The sequence below is a fragment of the Variovorax sp. YR566 genome, assembly GCF_051992195.1.
Classification (GTDB): domain Bacteria; phylum Pseudomonadota; class Gammaproteobacteria; order Burkholderiales; family Burkholderiaceae_C; genus Variovorax.
Genome location: NZ_CP197092.1, coordinates 742,163 through 762,016 on the forward strand (window position 1 = coordinate 742,163; position 19,854 = coordinate 762,016).

The window sequence follows — 19,854 nt, forward strand, 5'->3', positions numbered from 1 at the left end:
GCTCCTTGGCCCCATGGCGCGTTCGGGTACAGTGGGCGCCCCTTGCCGCAGCCGACCCCGCCCGAAACCAGTTCCCCGCACAGCATCCGCCTCGAGGCGGTGACGCTGGTGCGCGGCAACCAGCATGTCTTCGAGGGGCTGACGCTCAGCCTGCAGGAGACGCGCATCGGCCTGGTCGGCGACAACGGGGCTGGCAAGAGCAGCCTGTTCCGCCTCATCAGCGGGCTCGACCAGCCGCAGCAGGGGCGCGTGGTGGTGCATGGCTGCGACACGCAGGCCGACCGCAGGCAGCTGTCGAAGCACGTGGGCCTGATGTTCCAGAACCCCGACGACCAGATCATCTTTCCGACCGTGGCCGAGGAACTGGCCTTCAGCCTCACGGCGCGCGGCGAAGCGCGGCAGGCGGCGCGGCAGCAGGCGCGCGATTTTCTTGCGCAGCGCGGGCTCGAAGCCTGGGCCGGGCGCGCCGTGAGCGAGCTGAGCCAGGGGCAGCGCCAGCAGGTGTGCCTGCTGGCCTTGCAGATCAGCGAGCCCGCCACGCTGCTGCTCGACGAGCCCTTTGCCAGCCTCGATCTGCTGAGCCAGACGCGATTGGCCGCGCAGCTCGAGGCGAGCGATCACCAGATCCTCGTGTCCACGCACCTGCTCGAACATGTCTACGACTTCGAACGCGTGCTGTGGCTCGAACAGGGCAAGGTGCGCGCCGACGGGCCGGGCCGCGAAGTGTGCGAGGCCTATGCCGAGAACGTGCGCGAGCGCGCTGCGGCGGAGCGGGGTCGCCATGCGTAGCCTCTATTCGGAGCAGCCGACGTGGATGCATGCGATGGCGGCGTGGGTCAAGCTCGCGGTGCTGTCGGTGTGCGGCACGCTGCTGGTGCTGGTCGAGCGGCCGGTGCATCTGGCCGTTGCCTGCGCGGTGGTGCTGCTGATCTTCGTCTCGCTCGGGCCGCCTGCGTGGCGCCGGGTGCGCATGCTGGTCGGCGTGGCGGTCGCTGGCGGGCTGATCGTCGGCTTCCACTGGGCGATGGGCACGACCCCGCTCGGCGTGGCCAGTGCATTGCGCCTTGCCAGCGCGGCCACGCTCGCGCTGATGCTCACGCTGACCACGCGCTTCGAAGACCTGCTGGCGGTGCTCGAAGCGGTGCTGCATCCGCTGCAGCGCCTTGGCGTGCCGACCGAGCGGATCGCACTGGGCCTTGGCCTGATGCTGCGCTTCGCCGAAAATTTCTATGTGCAGTGGCAGCGCCTCGACGACGCCTACCGCGCGCGTTCAGGCCACGGCGGCGGCCTGCGGCTGCTGGCGCCGCTGACCATCCGCACGCTGCAGACGGCGGAGCGCGTGGCCGATGCGCTGGCCGCGCGGCTCGGGCGCTGAGCTTCCTTCCTTTTCCTCGATTGCGATTGCCATGACCACCACTTCAGGCTCCCTCACTTCGTCCCGCTCCCTGTCGTACATCGCGCTGTTCGCGGCGCTGATGGCGGTGTTCGGCCTGATCCCGAAGATCGACCTGCCGTTCGGCGTGCCGATCACGCTGCAGTCGCTGGGCGTGATGCTGGCGGGCTGCCTGCTCGGGCCGCGCCGCGGCTTCCTGGCGATTGCGCTGTTCCTGCTCGCGGTGGCGCTGGGCCTGCCGCTGCTGCCCGGCGGCCGTGGCGGCCTGAGCGTGTTCGTGGCGCCGGCCGGGGGCTTCCTGTTCGGCTGGATGTTCGGGGCCTTCGCCTGCGGCCTGCTGATGCGCCTTGCCGTGCGTCGCATGGCCGGGGCCACGGGCGTGGGGCTGCTGGTTGCGGCTTTTGTGTCGTCAGTGGTCGGCGGGATCGTCGTGGTCTACGGCTTCGGCATCGTCGGGCTTTCGTTGATCGCCCACATGTCGCTGCCGCAGGCCGCGCTGGCCATGCTGGTGTTCATTCCCGGCGACCTGATCAAGTGCGGCATCTGCGCGATGCTCGTGCAGACGGTGATGCGCGGCATGCCGGGCTGGCGGCTCGACCGCGACTGAGCTACTTGCCGCGTCGCCTGAACACGGTGGCCGAGAGGTAGTCCTTGCGCGGGCCGTGGACCGTGTGGCGGATGGTGAAGGAGCCGTCCGCCAGAAAGCGGTAGCTGCTGTCGTAGGTGTCGGGCATGCACAGGTGCGTGGCCGAACCGGCGAGCGCATCGCCGTCGCGCACGATGCCGATGGCGTGGAACAGGCGCGGCGGGGTTTCGGCAAAGTGCACCACGAAGCCGCCCGGGGCGCGTTCGAACAAGTATTCGCGGTGGCCGTCGAATTCCTTGCCGTCGGCAAGGCGGATCCGGCCCTCTTCGCGGTACTTCAGCATCCCTGTCTCGAGCGGCGTGAGCACGGCTGTGCCGGTCATGGAGGCCTGGCCCTCGATGGTTCGTTCCAGGTCCCATGCACCCACCAGCCTGTCGAAGACAGTGTCCGCAGTGCCCCAGGGGGGCGGGGGTGGAAAGGCGGGGGCCGGCGCGCTCATGCAAAGACTCTACGACAAGCCCTGATCTCCCTTTGGAGCAGCTGATTGTTTCCACTTCGTGAACGCCGTGGTTCTTTTTTCTAAGGGTTTTTACTTAGACAACGGCGCACAATTCATCTCACAGACCGGCCCCAAAGCCGATCTGGGTGAACAGGGCCCCGAGCGAGGTGGCCGCCCCCGGAGGGACGGTGACCCACCCAAGACCGGTTCGAAATCATCCAAAGAACTGAAACGAATTGAAGGACATCCAAATGACCGCCTCTAAGCTCCTCTCCGCTATCTCCATCGCCCTGCTGGCCGCTGCCGGTGCCGCACACGCTGAAACGTATGAAGGCGTGCACCAAGTGACCTCGGCCGCCAGCCGCGCCGACGTTGCCGGCCAGGCCGTGGTTGCAGCCCATAGCGCCAACCCCTATGCCACCGGCGCCGACGCAGGCCCCGCTCGCGTGATCGTCTCGACGACCAGCCGTGCCGCCGTTCGCGCCGATGCAGTTGCCGCTGCACACAGCGCTGACCCGTATGCCGAAGGCGCTGCAGCTGGTGTCGCACCGGTCGTGGCAAGCACGGTGGACCGCGCCGCGGTGCGTGCCGCAGCCCGCGCTGCCGCTCGCGGTGACGCACTGCCGCTGTAATCAGTCCCCCGACAGGGGCTGAGACAAAAGGCCGGACCATGCGATGCATGGCCCGGCCTTTTTGCGTCTGGCTTGCTGCGCCTGGTCAGCGCGCGGGCAGCAGCCGCAGCGCGGCGATGAGGAAGGGCGCGTTGTCGTCGTCGGTCGGGTCGTGCAGTTCGACGAACCATTGCGCGGCGTCGCCGTATCCGGAGCCTGCGCTGAGTTCGCAGGCATAGAGCAGCCGCCCTGCCCGCGCATCCTCCCGGGACGCGAGGGCTTCATCGCAGCACTCATCGACCAGCGACCGCGTGCCATCGGGCGCATCGACGAGGGACCGCCGCATCAGCCGCATGACGATACGTTCTGGCGCCACCGTGCGTTCGCCTTCCCGCGCAACGGGCACCGTCGCACGCAGCCGCAGTTCGAACGGCTCGCCGATGCGAAAGCCTTCCCCGCGCTCCAGCGACATGCCTTCAAGCGCCACGCGCACCCGGCGGCGCTCGCGCAGCCTCGTGACGACGAGCAGCACCGCCGACACCGAGAAGACCCCGAAGAACGGCAGCCCCACCGCCAGCCAGAGCCATTGCCAGCCACCGGCCAGCGCCCAGGTCATTGCCCGCAAGCCGAAGACCGACATGAACACCAGCACCGCGAGCGCGACCAGCCACGCGGCCCAGTCGGCGGCCGACTTCGGCGCGCGCTCCGTGGCCTGTGGCGCGCGCGAGGTCCATTCGGTGGGCAGCCTTTCGTCGTCCGGCTGGGCGATCGGGTCGATGGCGGAATGGCGCTGCAGCATGAAGAGCCGCCGAGCATAGCCAGTCGCGCAGCAAACAAGCAGCACCACGCCGGTGCGGCTCCCGGCCATGTGGCGGCGCTGCCTTCGCCAAAAGGCGCATTGCCTTGCCACGGCGCATCCTTCATGATTGCGCGGCGCGGAAGGGGTGGCCGCAAGACTTCATGCTTTCGCATTAGTGCGTCATCGTGGTGCGGCCGGGTGAAAATACGAGCACGCTTCCGTCAGGAAAAAAGAAAGCATGATCCCGTTGCAGCCGAGGCGGCAACCCAACACGCATGGCCCTTACTCTCGACCCCGAAGACACGCGCGGACGCATCCACGACCTGGTGTGGAGCGGCTTTTATCCCGACGCCGATGTCGAATGGCTGATCACCGACGAGTACCTCGATCCCGATGAGATCACCACCGAAGACCGGGCCTGGGTCAAGGCCGAGGCCGCAAGTGCATGCGCCGCCAAGCGCGCGGCCGAGGCCGGGTGGCCCGCGCAGACCGAATACGACCGCCTCGAAGCCGTGTTCGCGCAGCTGCGCAGCGAGAAGATCATTGCGCTGCACCGCGCAGGCAACACGCTCGCCGATGGCCACGACGACGTGCGCGAGCAATGGCGCGCCGCGGGGCGCATGGACTCGGGCATTCGCGGCTGCTGCTTCTATCATGCGCAAGACCTCGACGCGGCGGTGCGCACCGGCCGCCTGCACCTGGCCTTCAGCGGCGGCATGATCCCCGAGATCGAGCAGCGCGAAGCCAACACCGTGGTGGTGGGCCATCGCATCGCCGAGCTGCTGCGCGCGGCCGGCTTCGGCGTGCAATGGAGCGGCAACGTCGACCAGCGCATCGAAGCCGACCTCGGCCAATGGCGCAAGCGCGGCCCCTCCGCGTGAGCGTGCAACAGGCCTGGCAGCCGCCGCGCCGCATCGACGCGATCGATTTCTGGCTGCGCTCGCGGCTGCTGGCCACGGCCCATGCGTTGCGCGAGACGCTGCGGCCTTCGGCCCGGCGCTGGCATGGCGGCGACAGCGCACTGGCCGACGCGCCGGTGCTCGCGCAATACCGCACTCCCTTGTGGTCCGACGGCCGCGCCGAAGAGTTTCCGCTCGTGGCCGGCAAGGTGCAGAACCTGCGCGTGGCGCGCCGTGCCTTCGATGCCATCGAGGTGCCAGCAGGCGAAGTGCTGAGCTTCTGGCGCCAGCTGGGGCGGCCGGGCGCATGGCGCGGCTTCGTGCAGGGCCGCGAGCTGCGCGGCGGCTGCGTGGTGCCGACGCTGGCCGGCGGGCTCTGCCAGCTGTCGAACGCGCTCGCCACCGTGGCGGTGCGTGCGGGCTTCGAACTGGTCGAGCGCCACGGGCACACGGCGCGCATCGAACAGGCCGGCGCGGCCGACAGTGACGCGGTCGATGCGACGGTGTTCTGGAACTACGTCGATCTCAAGCTGCGCGCCAAGCATGCGTGGCGGCTCGAAGTGGAATTGACCGATAGCGAACTGGTGTTGCGCATCCGCGCGCGTTCTCCGCTGGCGGCACCGGCCGCTCCTGTGGTGCTGCGCCGAACGAATGACGACGCGGGCGCAGCACTGCCATTGGCGCGCGGTTGCCTGAGTTGCGAACAGACCTCCTGCTTTCGCCATCGTCCCCAGGTCGACGTCGGCCCCAAGGGCCGCGCCGCAGTGCTGGTCGATGGCTGGACGCCGGAGTTCGCCCGCTACCTGCGCGAGGAACATCCACACGCGCAGCGCCTGCAGCCGGCGCCGCTGCGGCTTGCGTTCTGGCGTCTGCCCGCGACGGGCTGGCACCGTGAGACGGCGGTGCCCGTGCAGACACTGTGGGCCGTGAGCCTGCGCCGCGCGCTGTGGCAGCGGCTCTGGGCGCGGCATGCAGGCCGGCGGCAGGCGAGCCTGATCGACGGCCAACGCTGGCTCGCGCAAGCCTTGGCAAGCCGCCTGACGCCGGAGCACACCGAACTGGTGGTCGCGCAGGCACTGCTGCCGCACCTGCAGCGCATCGGTGCGCTTGACGGGCGCCGCGTCACCGTGCTGGCCAGCGCGTTGCCGATGGCCGAAATCGAACAGCGGCTCGATGCCGCGGCCCGGCACTGGCCCGGTGACGCAACGCTGCGCGACTTCCGCGCAGATCCGTCGCTGGTGCGCGCCGAGACGCTGGCGCTTGCCCGTGCGAAGGCCGTGGTCACGCCGCATGCAGATGTCGCCCGGCAGCTCGCCAAGCTGGCACCGCAAGCAGCATTGACGCAGCTCGACTGGATGCTGCCCCCGGTCAAGGCTGCTGCTTTCATCGAACGCAGGGGGCCGCCGCTCGTCGTGTTCGCCGCAAGCGCACTGGCACGCAAGGGCGCGCGCGAACTTGCCGCGGCGCTGCAAGGCTGGCCGTACCGGCTGCGCGTGCTGGGCTCGCCTTCGGATGACGCGCAGCTCTGGCGCGGCATCGCGCACATCGAACACATGAACTGGCAAGGCGACTGGCTGGCGGGCGCCAGCGTCGTCGTGCTGCCCGCGCACGTCGAGCACGCACCACGCGCGGTGCTGCGCGCTGTGGCAGCCGGGGTGCCCGTGGTGGCCTCGACCGCATGCGGCCTCGCAGGCTTGACCGGCGTGCGCGAGGTAGCACCGGGCGACATCGAGGCCCTGCGCGCCGCATTGCAGGCTGCTTGCATCCCCTGAACGGAGAGGACAGATGGCATCGATCGAACAGGCCCGCGCGGCGCTGGCTTCCCATGGCGCGCTGGCGCCGCAATCCGCCGCCGAGCATTGGCGCGGAGAGATCCCTCTGCCGGCCGCCATCGAAACCTTCTACGCACAGGTCGGCCCGCTCGGCGAGTGGATCAACGACCGCGTGGGCCATGCGGGCCTCACGGTGCCGACCGCCGGCAACCCCTTCAGCATTCCGACGCTCGCGCGGCTGTGGGAGCTGCAGGCCGGCTACCGCTGGCACGGCATCACCGGCGAGCGCATTGCCGACTGGCCCGACCACTGGCTGGTGGTGGCCGACCAGGGCGCGGACCCCTTCATCTTCGACCTGAACACAGGCGCGATACAGTTCGCCCGGCATGGCGAGGGTGTGTGGAAAGACGATGCACCGATCTTTGCCGACATCCTCGAGATGGCCGCGTGCCTCGGCACTGTCGGCCAGGTGTGGGAGGAGGCGGGCGAGGACATCTTCATGGACGACGATTCCGTCAACCCGGTGCACCGCGCGCGCCTGATCGAGCGGCTCGCGCCGCTGATTGGCGCCAGCGAGGCCGGCGACATCGCGGACCTGTTCGACTGGTAGTCAGCTGGCGCGCCGCAGGAAAAACAATACGGGAGCAGCACTTCAATGACCATCGACCTCCAGACGCTCAAGTGCGGCGAATGCGGCAGCAGCGTGCTCAAGCGCACCGGCCTCAACGAATACACCTGCGACCACTGCGGCTCGGTCACGCTGGTGGAAGACAACGTGTCCGACCGGCTGGAGCGCGTGCTCAACCAGGTGAAGAACGAAGCCGGCCGCCGGCTCGCGGCTGAAGAGGCGCTGAGGCAGAAGCTGGTGCTGCGCAAGGTCGGCATAGCCATAGCCATCCTGCTGGGCGTGGTGCTGGTGTTTCGCGTGGTCGGGTTGTTTCTCTTCGACTCCCGCGACGCCGCATCCGGTGCACCGCGGTCCGTGGTGGCCGCTGCGGTCGACCGCACCATTCCCGTCGATGGCCTGAAGCTCAACGAGCCGCGCCAGGTGCTGGTGGGCAGCGGCAGTTCGGCCATGCCCAAGCTGCTGGTGGTGGCGCGCAACGAAACCGGCAAGTCGCTGTCGCGCGCGGGCATTCGCGCCACGTACTACGACGGCGACAGCAAGCTCGACGAGCGCAGCGAGATGCTGCCGTTGTCCGTGCTGGAGCCCGGCGAAAGTGCGCCCGTGTTGATCGACATGCCCAACGGCAAGAACGTCACTCGGCAGGAACTGCGCGTGCAGAAGCTGGCCGAGCCCTACAGCGCGGTGCAGGGGCCGCGCATGGCCTTCTCGCGCGTGCGGCTCATCCAGCAGGGCGAGCGCGTGCGGCTGGTGGGGCGCATCGCCAACGACCGCAAGGACGCCACGGTGCTTGGCGGCTTCGAGGTGCTGGTCACGCTGTACGACGACGCGGGGCAGGTGATCGGCTTCGGCCACGGCTACGGGCAGGCCAACGAGATCCAGCCGGGCACGCGGACTTCGATGGACGTGAGCATCGCGCGCTTCGGCCGCGCGACGGCCATCGCGGCATGGGACTACCGCATCGGCTACAGCACGGTCGAGTCTTCAGGCACGCGCACGCCGGTGCTGAATGCCGACCGCGTGATCCGCACGGTGGGCGGCCCCGAGTCCTTCAACCCCGAACTGCGCCTGGGCACCGACGACCTGCTGGCCGACGACAGCGAGCGCTTCGACGACAAGCAGCTCGAACTGCTGCCGCTGGTGGACGGGCGCAACAACATCCAGCAGCGGCTGTTCCTGGGCGAGCTGGTGAACCGCAGCGCCGATGCAGTGGTGCTCGCGCCGGGCGGCGTGATCTCGCGCTTCAGCGGCAGCAAGGCGCATGGCACGACCAACATCGCGGGGCTGGCGTATCTCTATCCGGGCGAGCGCTTTCCGATCTTCCTCGAGCCCGAGGACATGGAGCGCATCACCGCGACTCGCATCGAATGGAAACCGATGCGCCGCGCGGCATTGCCGGGTCCGCGCAAGCCGCTGGAGGTGAAGGTGACGGGCACCAAAGCCGAGACCGGCAGCGTGCTGCTCAACTTCAGCCAGCGCTTCACCTACAAGAGCGTGCAAGTCACGGGCAGCGTGAAGAACCCGGGCACGGGCATCGTCGGCAAGGTGCGGCTGTGGGTCAGCCTGCGCGACCGCAACGGGCAGCTCACGGGCTTCAAGCTGGTGGAGAACCTGCCGGCCATCGCGCCGGGCGAGAGCGTGCCGTTCCAGGTGAACGTGGAGCAGAACGGCCGCGACTTCGCGAGCGTGACGACGCTATACCAAACCGAATAGCCCCTCGGGCGACGGCGTTGGGCGGTTCGCGCCATGATCGCGCCCATGATTCCGTTATCGATCCTCGACCTTTCCCCGATCACCGAGGGCAGCGACGCCGCGCAGTCGTTCCGCAACTCGCTCTCGCTGGCGCAGCATGGCGAGAAGCTGGGCTACACGCGCTACTGGCTGGCCGAGCACCACGGCATGCCGGGCATTGCGAGCGCGGCCACGGCCGTGCTGCTGTCGCATGTGGGGGCCGGCACGTCCACCATTCGCATCGGCGCAGGCGGCGTGATGCTGCCGAACCATTCGCCGCTGGTGATTGCCGAGCAGTTCGGCACGCTGGAATCGCTGTACCCGGGGCGCATCGATCTCGGCCTGGGGCGCGCGCCCGGCTCCGACCAGCGCACCGCGCGGGCCTTGCGGCGCAACCTCGAATCGGACGCAGACCAGTTTCCGCAGGACGTGATCGAGCTGATGGACTTCATGTCGAAGACGCCGCAGCAGCCGGTGCGGGCCGTGCCCGGCGCGGGGCTCGAAGTGCCGGTGTGGATCCTCGGCTCCAGCACCTTCGGCGCGCAGCTCGCGGCGCACCTGGGGCTGCCCTATGCCTTTGCCTCGCACTTCGCGCCGCAGCAGATCATGCAGGCCATCCAGATCTATCGCGAGACCTTCAAGCCGTCGGCACAGCTGCAGAAGCCGTATGTGATGCTGGGCTTCAACGTGTTCGCGGCCGACACCGATGAAGAGGCCGAGTTCCGCGCCACCTCGTGGCAGCAGGCCTTTGTGAACCTGCGCAGCGGCCGGCCGGGGCGCCTGCCGCCGCCGGTGGAAAACTATCGTCAGAAGGTCGGGCCCGCGGAGAACGCGCTGCTCGACTCGGTGCTGTCGTGCTCCGCGGTGGGCTCGGTCGAGACGGTGAAGAAGGGCGTGGAAGCGTTCGTCGCGCGCACCGGCGCCAACGAACTCATGATCACCTCGCAGGTGTTCGACCACGCGGCCCGGCTGCGCTCTTATGAGCTGCTGGCCAACGCGTTCGGACAGGCGCCGAAGCAGTAAAGCTCAGGCCCGCTTGCGGGCTTCCTCGTCCACGAGGTCCTTCTTCGAGAGCTTGCCCACGGCGGTCTTGGGCAGCTCCGGCCGGATCTCCAGCGCGCCGATCATCTCGTGCTTGCCCAGGCGATCCTTCAGGAAGGCCTTGAGCGCATCGAGCGTCAGCTCGCTCGCGCCTTCCTTCAGCTTCACGAAGGCCTTGGGCGACTGGCCGCGGTACTCGTCGGGGATGCCGATGACGCAGACCTCGGCCACCGAGGGGTGCTCGTACACCGCCTCTTCCAGCACGCGCGGGTAGACGTTGTAGCCGCCGCACAGCAGCATGTCCTTGGTGCGGTCGACGATGTAGAAGTAGCCGTCGGCGTCCATCTTCGCGACGTCGCCGCTGCGGAAATAGCCGTCGGCCGTCATCGACTCGGCGGTTGCCTTCGGGTTGTTCCAGTAGCCCTTCATCACGTTCGGGCCCTTGATGCACAGTTCGCCCGGCTCGCCGAACGCGGTGACGTCCTTTGCCGGATCGTCAAGGCTCACGAGCTTGATGCGCACCTGCGGCAGCGGCATGCCGCACGAGCCCGCCTTGCGCACGCCGCGCGCGGGCGTGAAGGTGCCCACGGGCGAGGTCTCGGTCATGCCCCAGCCTTCGTTCAGGTGGCAGCCGGTGAGCGCGAAGAAGCGCTGCTCCACCTCCACCGGCAGCGGCGCGCCGCCAGAGCCGCAGAACTTGAGCGAGCGCAGGTCCATCTCTTTCGCCTTGGGGTGGGCGAGGATCGCGGTGTACATCGTCGGCACGCCGGGGAACACGCTGATCTTGCTGGCCGCGAGCTCGTTCATCACCGCGTCGACATCGAAGCGCGTGTGCAGCACCAGCGCCGCGCCCAGGCGCACGCCGAGCAGCATCGCGGCGCTGAGCGCGAAGATGTGAAAGAGCGGCAGCACGACCAGGAAGCGTTCCGCCCCTTCGGCCAGGATGGGCGGATCGCCCTTGGTCGATTCGTAGTACTGCGCCGAGGCCGACGTGAGGTTGGCGTGCGTGAGCATTGCGCCCTTGGGCAGGCCGGTGGTGCCGCCGGTGTACTGCAGCACCACGATTTCTTCGGCGAGGTCGCCAAGCGGGTGGGTCTTGTGCGTGCCTTCGCTTTTCAGCAGCTCGGTGAAGCGCACATGCCGGTCGTCGGTGGGCACGGGAGCGATCTGGCCGGCGCCCTGCAGCTGGGCCTGCACTTTGTCGCCCATCGCGCCGTAGTCGCCGAGGCTGCCGACCACGAGCTTTTGCAGGCGCGACTTGTCGAGCAGGCGCGCCATCTGCGGGTACAGGTTGACGAGGTCCAGCGTGATGAGGATGTCGGTGCGGCTGTCCTCGATCTTGTGGGCCAGCACGCGCTCGGCGTCGAGCGGCGAGTAGTTCACCACCGTGCCGCCGGCCTTCAGCACGGCGAAGAAGGCGATCGGGTAATGAGGCGTGTTGGGCAGGTAGAGGCCGACGTGCACGCCGGGCTTCACGCCCAGGTCTTGCAGGCCCTTGGCGGCACGGTCGACCGCGGCGCCGAGCTGGCGGTAGGTGATGGCCTGGCCCATGAACTCGACGGCGGAGTGGTCGGGCCAGCGCTCGACGGCCTCGTCGAGCATCTGCTGCACCGGCTTCACGGGCAGCTCGGCGTCCCAGCGCATGCCGGGTGGGTAGGCGCGTGTCCAGGGGGTGTTGTCGCCGGAAAGGGCGGCGGGGGAGGGGGTGGCCATGCGTCTTGTCTCCGCTGTGCTGTTGTTGCAAATCGCGTGGCGGGTCTGCGCCGCCCTTCTTCAGCGGCACTGTAGCGCCGGGCCTTTGCGCTGTGGACCTGGGCCTGACAAGCCGGCGACAGGGGTTTTCCCGATTTCCCACACACGGGAAGCCCCTACCGCCGGGCTGGGACAATGGCGGGCTTATGGCAAAGCAACGGATCGTGGTGGGACTGAGCGGCGGAGTGGACTCCGCGGTCACGGCGCACCTGCTCAAGCAGCAGGGGCACGAGGTGGTCGGCATCTTCATGAAGAACTGGGAAGACGACGACGACAGCGAATACTGCTCGTCGAACATCGACTTCGTGGACGCCGCCAGCGTGGCCGACGTGCTGGGCATCGAGATCGAGCACGTCAACTTCGCGGCCGACTACAAGGACCGCGTGTTCGCCGAGTTCCTGCGCGAATACAAGGCCGGCCGCACGCCGAACCCCGACGTGCTGTGCAACGCCGAGATCAAGTTCAAGGCTTTTCTCGACCACGCCATGCGGCTGGGCGCTGAGAAGATTGCCACCGGGCACTACGCGCGCGTGCGCCTGAACGAGGCCACCGGCAAGCACGAACTGCTGAAGGGGCTCGACCCCTCGAAAGACCAGAGCTACTTCCTGCACCGCCTGAACCAGGCGCAGCTGTCGAAGACGCTGTTCCCGGTGGGCGAACTGCACAAGACCGAGGTGCGCCGCATCGCCGAGGAAATCGGCCTGCCCAACGCGAAGAAGAAGGACTCGACCGGCATCTGCTTCATCGGCGAGCGGCCGTTCCGCGATTTCCTCAACCGCTACATCTCCAAGGAGCCGGGCCCGATCAAGGACGACCGCGGCCGCAAGCTGGGCGAGCACCAGGGGCTGAGCTTCTACACGCTGGGGCAGCGGCAGGGGCTGGGCATTGGTGGTGTGAAGGACAAGGGCGCGCAGCGCGGCTCGGGCGATCACTCGCCGTGGTTCGTGGCGCGCAAGGACGTCGAGAAGAACACGCTGTGGGTGGTGCAGGGGCACGACCATCCGTGGCTGTTGTCGTCGGTGCTGAAGGCGGACGATGCGAGCTGGGTCTCCGGCGAGGCGCCGGTGCCGGGCGGCTACGGCTCGAAGGCGCGCTACCGGCAGGCCGATGCGGCTTGCGAGATGGATGCTGGTGATGCCGCTGCGTTCGGCTTGCGCTTCGGCGAGCCGCAATGGGCTGTGACGCCGGGGCAGTCGGCCGTGCTCTATGACGGCGAACGCTGCCTTGGCGGCGGCGTCATCGTCTGATTCAGGGCGACGACCGCACCGATTCGTCGACTTGGATCAGGTCCAGCGGGTGGCGCTTGCCGGCCAGATGGTCTTCGATGCACTGCAGCAGCAGCGGGCTGCGATGCCGCGCCACGCTGGCGCGGATTTCGTCTGCCGTCATCCAGATGGTGCGCACGATGCCTTCGTCGAGCGGTCGGCCTTCTTCGAATGCACCCAGGATGCCTGTGAAGGCGAAGCGCATGTAGGTGGTGTCTTCGCCGCGCTCGGCCAGCGGCCGGGAACGCGCCATATAGACGCCGATGAGCGCTGTTGGCGTGAAATGATGGGCGGTTTCTTCGAGGGTTTCGCGCGCACAGCCCTCGGCCGGGGATTCGCCGGGGTCCAGGTGGCCCGCGGGTGTGTTGAGCCGCAGGCCGTCGCTGGTCTGCTCCTCGACCAGCAGGAAGCGCCCGTCGCGCTCGATTACCGCAGCCACGGTGACGTTGGGTTTCCAGCGCGGGCCTGCCATGGGATTTGCCGTGTTTGGGGCGCTTATTTCAGCACGTAGCCGCTGAAGCGCCAGACGCGGTCGCTGTCGAGGTGAAAGCTCACGAGTTCGCGCAGCGTGCCGTCGGGCTTGTTCGCGAAGCGGGTCTCGTATTCGACGCTGACGTACTGGCCGGCCGTCTCGCTGTCCGCGTCGGCCACGACCTGGCGATTGACCGCCACCCAGGTGCGCATCTGCGGTGCGCCAATTGGGGCGCGGCTCCTGGCGACCTGGCCGGTGAAGTCGGCGCGCGTCACGCGCTTGCGGGTGGCCGGGGTGGCGCCGTCCCACAGTTCGCCGGCCTTGCCCTGGTCGATCATCTGGATCGCCAGCATGCCGCCGCGCACCATGTCGCTGGCTTCGACCTCCTGCGCAGCGGCGGGGCTGAACCAGCTCCAGAACAACGCGGCGGCGAGCAGCAACCGGATCATCGAATTCATTCGTCTCATTCCTTGTGGCGCAAGCACATGACGGCGGGGGGCGTTGGAGACTGTAGCGTGCCGGAGATTCCCGACTCAGCGCGCGCTGATGCTGGACAGCGCATCGGCTTCGATTGTTTCCAGCCGGTAGCCCAGGCCGTAGATGGCCAGCAGCAGGAAGCCGTTTGCGGGGCGCAGGTCGAGCTTGGTTCGCAGGCGCGAGATATGGGTGTCGAGCGAGCGCGACAACGCCTCGATGCCTAGGCCCCAGACGGCCTCGTGCAGGTGCTCCCGCGAAAGCAGTCGCCCGAGGTTCTGGAACAGGAACAGCGCGAGCTCGTACTCCCGGTTCTTCAGCTCGACCTGCACGCCGCGAACCTTCAAAACGCGCGAGGGCGGATAGAAGTGGTAAGGGCCAAAGACCAGTTCCATCTCGTGCTGGGCCGGGTAGGACCGGCGCAGCAGCGCATTCACACGCGCTTCGAGTTCGCCGGCACGGGTGGGCTTGACCATGAAGTCGTCCGCGCCCGCGTTGAGGCCTTCGACCATGTCCGCCTCGTCACGCTTGTCGGTCACGAAAAGAATGGGAAGCCGGCTGTTGAGTTCGTGACGGATGGACCTCACCACGTCCGGGCCCTCCATGTCGGACAGGTTCCAGTCGAGTATCAGCAGGTCGAAGGTCTGCCGGCGCATTGCCTGCAGCAGCGCTTTTCCTTCCGTGTAGGGATGGCACTCGTGCTCGAGTGCCGCCATGGTTCGATTGATTCGCTTGAATTGATCTGCACCGTCATTGAGTACCGCGATTCGCATTCCATCCCCTTCTTCCTCCCCTTCGTCAGTCTCTGTGAACTGACGATTGGGCTGAAGTGTATCTATCTGCGACTAACGTAAAGTTTTTGAATTGCAACTAATGCACGCAAATCGAGGTTTTCAGTTCACTTGTTAACGAAGTTAACGGCAGTTGAATGCAAATGCAGATCCTGAATGGAGGGCGTCATGGGTGGCCGTCGAGAATTTCTCGCTGGACAAACCGCCTGGAGTTCGGACGGCGCGAGGTTGAACACGTGCCGCGGTCTTCGCGAGGCGGCTATCGAATACCCGAATTTGCTATCAATTGAATAGCGATGGCGACAGCATTCATCGGCACTTTGGGGTCAAAACCACAGAGCGTTTTGGCGACGGCGGGCGGCTGTAATCTTGCTGTAAGCTCTGCCCGCATTCCCTGTGCCCCCTTGCTCTGAGGAGATCTCTATGCTGATAGGCGTGCCCGCCGAGACACTGGCTGGCGAAACCCGCGTGGCTGTTACACCTGAGACGGTGAAAAAACTGGTCGCTTCAGGGCACTCCATACGGGTGCAGTCGGGGGCCGGCGTTGCAGCCAGCGTCACCGATGCCGCGTACCAGGCCGCAGGCGCCGAGATCACCGACCAGGCTGGGGCCTTCTCCGCCGACATGGTGCTCAAGGTGCGCACGCCCACCGATGCCGAAACCGCGCTGCTGAAGTCCGGCGCCGTCGTCATCGGCATGCTCAATCCCTTCGACGCGGCCGGCCTGCAGCGCCTGGCGGCTGCAGGCGTCGTCGGCTTCGCGCTCGAAGCCGCGCCGCGCACCACCCGTGCCCAGAGCATGGACGTGCTTTCCTCGCAGGCCAACATCGCCGGCTACAAGGCCGTGATGATCGCGGCCGACAAGTACCAGCGCTTCTTCCCGATGCTCATGACGGCGGCCGGCACGGTGAAGGCCGCGCGCGTCGTCATCCTCGGCGTGGGCGTGGCGGGCCTGCAGGCCATTGCCACGGCCAAGCGCCTGGGCGCCGTCATCGAGGCGTCCGACGTGCGCCCCAGCGTCAAGGAGCAGATCGAATCGCTGGGCGGCAAGTTCATCGAAGTTTCGTACGACACCGATGAAGAAAAAGAAGCCGCGGTCGGCGTCGGCGGCTATGCCAAGCCGATGCCTCCAAGCTGGCTCGCGCGCCAGCAGGTCGAAGTCGCCAAGCGCGTGGCGCTGGCCGACGTCGTCATCAGCACTGCCCTCATTCCGGGCCGCGCCGCGCCGACCCTCATCACCGAGGACATGGTCAAGTCGATGAAGCCGGGTTCCGTCATCGTCGACATCGCCGCAGGCAAGGGCGCGGGCGGCGTGGGCGGCAACTGCCCGCTGTCGGAAGCCGACAGGACGGTGGTGAAGCACGGCGTGACCATCGTCGGCGAAACCAACCTCGCGGCGCTCGTGGCGGCCGATGCCTCGGCGCTCTACGCGCGCAACGTGCTCGACTTTCTCAAGCTCATCGTCACCAAGGAGGGCGCGCTGAAGATCGACCTCGAGGACGACATCGTCGCCGCCTGCCGCGTCACGCAAGACGGCCAGGTCACGAAGAAATAACGCCCGCCGAGGAGAAGAACATGGACATCGTTTCGCACACAGTCATCAACCTGATCATCTTCGTGCTGGCCATCTACGTCGGCTACCACGTCGTGTGGACCGTCACGCCTGCGCTGCATACGCCGCTGATGGCAGTGACCAACGCCATCTCGGCCATCGTGATCGTGGGCGCCATGCTGGCGGCCGCACTCACCGACACGCCGCTGGGCAAGACCATGGGCGTGCTGGCCGTGGCGCTGGCCGCGGTGAACGTCTTCGGCGGCTTCCTCGTCACGCGGCGGATGCTGGAGATGTTCAAGAAGAAAGAAAAGAAGGCCGTCGCACCGAAGGCTGAAGAGGGAGCCGCCAAGTGAGCATGAACCTCGTCACGCTGCTGTACCTCGTTGCCAGCATCTGCTTCATCCAGGCCCTCAAGGGCCTGAGCCATCCGACCACCTCGATCCGCGGCAACATCTTCGGCATGACCGGCATGGCAATCGCCGTGCTGACCACCGGCGCGCTGATCTACAAGCTCGCCAGCGGCAACCTCAACGGGCTGAGCTACGTGCTGGTCGCGCTGGTGCTCGGCGGCGGCCTCGGCGCCTACATGGCCAACAAGGTCGAGATGACCAAGATGCCCGAGCTGGTCGCCTTCATGCACAGCATGATCGGCCTGGCCGCGGTGTTCATCGCGGTGGCCGCAGTGGCCGAGCCGCATGCCTTCGGCATCGCGATCAAGGGCGACCCGATCCCGGGCGGCAACCGGCTCGAACTGTTCCTGGGAGCGGCCATCGGCGCCGTCACCTTCAGCGGCTCGGTCATCGCCTTCGGCAAGCTCTCGGGCAAGTACAAGTTCCGCCTGTTCCAGGGCGCGCCGGTGCAGTTCGCGGGCCAGCACATGCTGAACCTCGTGCTGGGCCTGGCCACCATCGGCCTGGGCCTGGTGTTCGTCTTCACCGAAAGCTGGCCGGCCTTCTTCGCGATGCTGGCGCTGGCCTTCGTGATGGGCGTGCTCATCATCATCCCGATCGGCGGCGCCGACATGCCGGTGGTGGTGTCGATGCTCAACAGCTACTCGGGCTGGGCGGCCGCGGGCATCGGCTTCAGCCTGAACAACGCCATGCTGATCGTGGCCGGTTCGCTGGTGGGCTCCTCGGGTGCGATCCTGAGCTACATCATGTGCAAGGCCATGAACCGCTCGTTCTTCAACGTGATCCTGGGCGGCTTCGGCGGCGAGGCGGCCACGGCCGGCGGCGCGGCCAAGGAGCAGCGCCCGGTGAAGACCGGCAGTGCCGACGATGCGGCCTTCGTGCTCGGCAATGCCGAGACGGTGGTGATCGTGCCGGGCTACGGCCTTGCAGTCGCACGCGCGCAGCATGCGGTGAAGGAACTCGCGGCCAAGCTCACCGAGAAGGGCATCACCGTGAAGTACGCGATCCACCCGGTGGCGGGCCGCATGCCCGGCCACATGAACGTGCTGCTGGCGGAGGCCGAAGTGCCCTACGACCAGGTGTTCGAGATGGAAGACATCAACGGCGAGTTCGGCCAGGCCGACGTGGCGATCATCCTGGGCGCCAACGACGTGGTGAACCCCGCCGCGCACACCAAGGGCAGCCCGATCTACGGCATGCCGATCCTGGAGGCCTACAAGGCCAAGACCGTCATCGTGAACAAGCGCTCCATGGCCGCCGGTTATGCCGGTCTGGACAACGAGCTCTTCTACATGGACAAGACCATGATGGTCTTTGGCGATGCCAAAAAAGTAGTGGAAGATATGGGCAAGGCCATCGAATAGGCCGAAGGTCCCTGCCCGCACGGCGGGCGAGTTCTTCGCGGCGCCACTTCGAGCGCCGTTTTCGTTTTCAACAAGTCCGACTTCCCGGAGGAGACAAATCCAATGACCGATCGTCCCTGGCTCAGCAGCTACCCGCAGGGTGTGCCCGCCGATATCGATGCCTCGCAGTACCCCTCGCTGGTCGCGCTCATGGAAGAGAGCTTCACGAAGTACGCAGACCGCACGGCCTACAGCTTCATGGGCAAGGACATCAGCTACGCGGAAACCGACAGGCAGAGCAAGGCCTTCGCGGGCTACCTGCAGGGCCTGGGCCTCGCCAAGGGCGACCGCGTGGCGGTCATGATGCCCAACTGCCCGCAGTACCCGATCTCGGTCGCGGGCATCCTGCGCGCCGGGCTGATCCTGGTCAACGTGAACCCGCTGTACACGCCGCGCGAACTCGAGCACCAGCTCAAGGACTCCGGCGCGAAGGCGATCATCATCATGGAGAACTTTGGCACCACGCTGCAGCAATGCATCGGGGCCACGCCGGTCAAGCACATCGTGCTGGCTTCCATGGGCGACCGCCTCGGTTTCCTGAAGGGCGCGCTTGTCAACTACGTGGTGCGCAACGTCAAGAAGATGGTGCCCCAGTTCAACCTGCCGGGCGCGGTGCGCTTCAACGACGCGCTCGACAAGGGCGCGAGCGCATCGCTCAAGCCCGTGGCCATCGGCCCCGACGACGTGGCGGTGCTGCAGTACACGGGTGGCACCACCGGCGTGTCGAAGGGCGCGGTGCTGCTGCATCGCAACGTGATCGCCAACGTGCTGCAGTCCGAGGCCTGGAACGAGCCGGTCATGAACAAGGTGCCGGCCAACGAGCAGCCCACCAGCGTGTGCGCGCTGCCGCTGTATCACATCTTCGCGTTCACGGTCGGCATGATGCTGAACATGCGCACGGGCGGCAAGCTGATCCTGATTCCGAATCCGCGCGACATTCCCGGCGTGCTGAAGGAACTGTCGAAGCACACCATCCACAGCTTCCCGGCCGTCAACACGCTGTTCAACGGGCTGGCGAACCACCCCGACTTCAACACCGTCAACTGGAAGAACCTCAAGGTCTCGGTCGGCGGCGGCATGGCGGTGCAGGCCGCGGTCGCGAAGCTCTGGCTCGAGAAAACCGGCTGCCCGATCTGCGAAGGCTACGGCCTGTCGGAAACCTCGCCGTCCACCACCTGCAACCCGACCAACAGCACCGCCTACACCGGCACCATCGGCCTGCCGCTGCCGAGCACCTGGCTCAAGCTGCTCGACGACGACGGCAACGAAGTGCCGACCGGCGAGCGCGGCGAGATCGCCATCAAGGGCCCGCAGGTGATGGCCGGCTACTGGCAGCGCCCCGACGAGACCGCCAAGGTCATGACGCCCGACGGCTACTTCAAGAGCGGCGACATCGGCGTGGTCGACGAGCGCGGCTACTTCAAGGTGGTCGACCGCAAGAAGGACATGATCCTGGTGTCGGGCTTCAACGTGTACCCGAACGAGATCGAAGACGTGGTTGCACTGATTCCGGGTGTGCTCGAATGCGCGGCGGTCGGCGTGCCCGACGACAAGACCGGCGAAGCCGTGAAGCTCGTGATCGTGAAGAAAGACCCTTCGCTCACCGAGGCGCAGGTGCGCGAATACTGCAGAGCAAACCTTACGGGTTACAAGCAGCCGCGAATCGTAGAGTTTCGTAGCGACATGCCGAAGACGCCGGTCGGCAAGATCCTTCGCCGCGAGCTGCGCGACGCCAAGAAGTAAGCGCTGAAGTAAGGGTTCGGCCCGGGTAGGGCCA

20 protein-coding genes are annotated in these 19,854 nt (G+C 67.1%); 14 read left to right on the top strand and 6 right to left on the bottom strand.

Annotated elements, in window-relative coordinates:
- The first annotated feature begins 42 nt into the window (after positions 1–42).
- From ACTG4X_RS03500 to ACTG4X_RS03510, 3 genes are read left to right on the top strand one after another with little or no spacing between them, the layout of a single operon-like run.
- Positions 43–789, top strand: a complete 747-nt coding sequence (locus ACTG4X_RS03500) for an energy-coupling factor ABC transporter ATP-binding protein (protein WP_097200489.1) — start codon at positions 43–45, stop codon at positions 787–789.
- A complete protein-coding gene (locus ACTG4X_RS03505) occupies positions 782–1,375 on the top strand; it encodes an energy-coupling factor transporter transmembrane component T family protein (RefSeq protein WP_093053931.1) in 594 nt (197 codons plus the stop codon). Before ACTG4X_RS03500 ends, ACTG4X_RS03505 begins: the two co-directional genes overlap by 8 nt.
- A 31-nt stretch (positions 1,376–1,406) precedes the next feature.
- On the top strand, positions 1,407–2,000 hold the full coding sequence (locus ACTG4X_RS03510; protein ID WP_093054258.1) for a biotin transporter BioY: 594 nt from the start codon (positions 1,407–1,409) through the stop codon (positions 1,998–2,000).
- 1 nt (position 2,001) lies between these two features.
- Here ACTG4X_RS03510 and ACTG4X_RS03515 read toward each other — a convergent pair whose 3' ends face one another.
- Positions 2,002–2,478, bottom strand: a complete 477-nt coding sequence (locus tag ACTG4X_RS03515) for a DUF6314 family protein (protein ID WP_440533220.1) — start codon at positions 2,476–2,478, stop codon at positions 2,002–2,004.
- 251 nt (positions 2,479–2,729) lie between these two features.
- Between ACTG4X_RS03515 and ACTG4X_RS03520 the strand changes: the two genes are divergently transcribed.
- The gene (locus ACTG4X_RS03520) at positions 2,730–3,110 is read left to right on the top strand and encodes a helicase SNF2 (RefSeq protein WP_093053935.1); all 381 of its coding nucleotides are present in this window, start codon (positions 2,730–2,732) and stop codon (positions 3,108–3,110) included.
- Positions 3,111–3,195: 85 nt separating this feature from the next.
- Here ACTG4X_RS03520 and ACTG4X_RS03525 read toward each other — a convergent pair whose 3' ends face one another.
- Positions 3,196–3,957 carry a hypothetical protein gene (locus tag ACTG4X_RS03525; protein ID WP_440533221.1) on the bottom strand — a complete coding sequence of 254 codons (762 nt, stop codon included), beginning with the start codon at positions 3,955–3,957 and terminating at the stop codon, positions 3,196–3,198.
- Positions 3,958–4,163: 206 nt separating this feature from the next.
- Here ACTG4X_RS03525 and ACTG4X_RS03530 point away from each other — a divergent pair, with 206 nt between their 5' ends.
- From ACTG4X_RS03530 to ACTG4X_RS03550, 5 genes are read left to right on the top strand one after another with little or no spacing between them, the layout of a single operon-like run.
- Complete coding sequence (locus ACTG4X_RS03530) at positions 4,164–4,769, top strand: DUF6891 domain-containing protein (protein WP_097200487.1); 606 nt, start codon at positions 4,164–4,166, stop codon at positions 4,767–4,769.
- Positions 4,766–6,559: a VanW family protein gene (locus ACTG4X_RS03535; protein WP_440533222.1), complete on the top strand. Its 1,794-nt coding sequence runs from the start codon at positions 4,766–4,768 to the stop codon at positions 6,557–6,559. Before ACTG4X_RS03530 ends, ACTG4X_RS03535 begins: the two co-directional genes overlap by 4 nt.
- A gap of 13 nt (positions 6,560–6,572) precedes the next feature.
- A complete protein-coding gene (locus ACTG4X_RS03540; protein WP_440533223.1) occupies positions 6,573–7,169 on the top strand; it encodes a hypothetical protein in 597 nt (198 codons plus the stop codon).
- A gap of 45 nt (positions 7,170–7,214) precedes the next feature.
- On the top strand, positions 7,215–8,897 hold the full coding sequence (locus ACTG4X_RS03545) for an FxLYD domain-containing protein (RefSeq protein ID WP_440533224.1): 1,683 nt from the start codon (positions 7,215–7,217) through the stop codon (positions 8,895–8,897).
- Positions 8,898–8,942: 45 nt separating this feature from the next.
- Positions 8,943–9,938 carry an LLM class flavin-dependent oxidoreductase gene (locus ACTG4X_RS03550; protein WP_440534355.1) on the top strand — a complete coding sequence of 332 codons (996 nt, stop codon included), beginning with the start codon at positions 8,943–8,945 and terminating at the stop codon, positions 9,936–9,938.
- Between the two features lie 3 nt (positions 9,939–9,941).
- On the opposite strand, the gene ACTG4X_RS03555 is transcribed toward ACTG4X_RS03550, so the two are convergent.
- Positions 9,942–11,669 carry a long-chain-fatty-acid--CoA ligase gene (locus ACTG4X_RS03555; RefSeq protein ID WP_440533225.1) on the bottom strand — a complete coding sequence of 576 codons (1,728 nt, stop codon included), beginning with the start codon at positions 11,667–11,669 and terminating at the stop codon, positions 9,942–9,944.
- Positions 11,670–11,854: 185 nt separating this feature from the next.
- Here ACTG4X_RS03555 and mnmA point away from each other — a divergent pair, with 185 nt between their 5' ends.
- The gene (mnmA, locus tag ACTG4X_RS03560; RefSeq protein ID WP_097200482.1) at positions 11,855–12,955 is read left to right on the top strand and encodes a tRNA 2-thiouridine(34) synthase MnmA; all 1,101 of its coding nucleotides are present in this window, start codon (positions 11,855–11,857) and stop codon (positions 12,953–12,955) included.
- Between the two features lies 1 nt (position 12,956).
- Here the strand turns inward: mnmA and ACTG4X_RS03565 are convergent, their stop codons facing one another.
- The 3 genes from ACTG4X_RS03565 to ACTG4X_RS03575 all read right to left on the bottom strand — a co-directional run bounded on the left by ACTG4X_RS03565 (position 12,957) and on the right by ACTG4X_RS03575 (position 14,692).
- Positions 12,957–13,445: an NUDIX hydrolase gene (locus ACTG4X_RS03565; RefSeq protein WP_097200481.1), complete on the bottom strand. Its 489-nt coding sequence runs from the start codon at positions 13,443–13,445 to the stop codon at positions 12,957–12,959.
- A 23-nt stretch (positions 13,446–13,468) separates the two neighbouring features.
- Positions 13,469–13,903, bottom strand: coding sequence for a DUF4019 domain-containing protein (locus ACTG4X_RS03570; RefSeq protein WP_440533226.1), 435 nt, complete (start codon positions 13,901–13,903; stop codon positions 13,469–13,471).
- Between the two features lie 75 nt (positions 13,904–13,978).
- A complete protein-coding gene (locus ACTG4X_RS03575; protein WP_097200479.1) occupies positions 13,979–14,692 on the bottom strand; it encodes a response regulator transcription factor in 714 nt (237 codons plus the stop codon).
- Positions 14,693–15,133: 441 nt separating this feature from the next.
- Here ACTG4X_RS03575 and ACTG4X_RS03580 point away from each other — a divergent pair, with 441 nt between their 5' ends.
- The 4 genes from ACTG4X_RS03580 (at position 15,134) to ACTG4X_RS03595 (ending at position 19,820) form a co-directional block, all read left to right on the top strand.
- Positions 15,134–16,264, top strand: coding sequence for a Re/Si-specific NAD(P)(+) transhydrogenase subunit alpha (locus tag ACTG4X_RS03580; RefSeq protein WP_093076932.1), 1,131 nt, complete (start codon positions 15,134–15,136; stop codon positions 16,262–16,264).
- Positions 16,265–16,284: 20 nt separating this feature from the next.
- Positions 16,285–16,617, top strand: a complete 333-nt coding sequence (locus ACTG4X_RS03585; protein ID WP_093053957.1) for an NAD(P) transhydrogenase subunit alpha — start codon at positions 16,285–16,287, stop codon at positions 16,615–16,617.
- A complete protein-coding gene (locus ACTG4X_RS03590; RefSeq protein ID WP_440533227.1) occupies positions 16,614–18,038 on the top strand; it encodes an NAD(P)(+) transhydrogenase (Re/Si-specific) subunit beta in 1,425 nt (474 codons plus the stop codon). The genes ACTG4X_RS03585 and ACTG4X_RS03590 overlap by 4 nt, the downstream gene beginning before the upstream one ends.
- A 102-nt stretch (positions 18,039–18,140) precedes the next feature.
- On the top strand, positions 18,141–19,820 hold the full coding sequence (locus tag ACTG4X_RS03595) for a long-chain-fatty-acid--CoA ligase (RefSeq protein ID WP_097200477.1): 1,680 nt from the start codon (positions 18,141–18,143) through the stop codon (positions 19,818–19,820).
- Positions 19,821–19,854 lie beyond the last annotated feature (34 nt).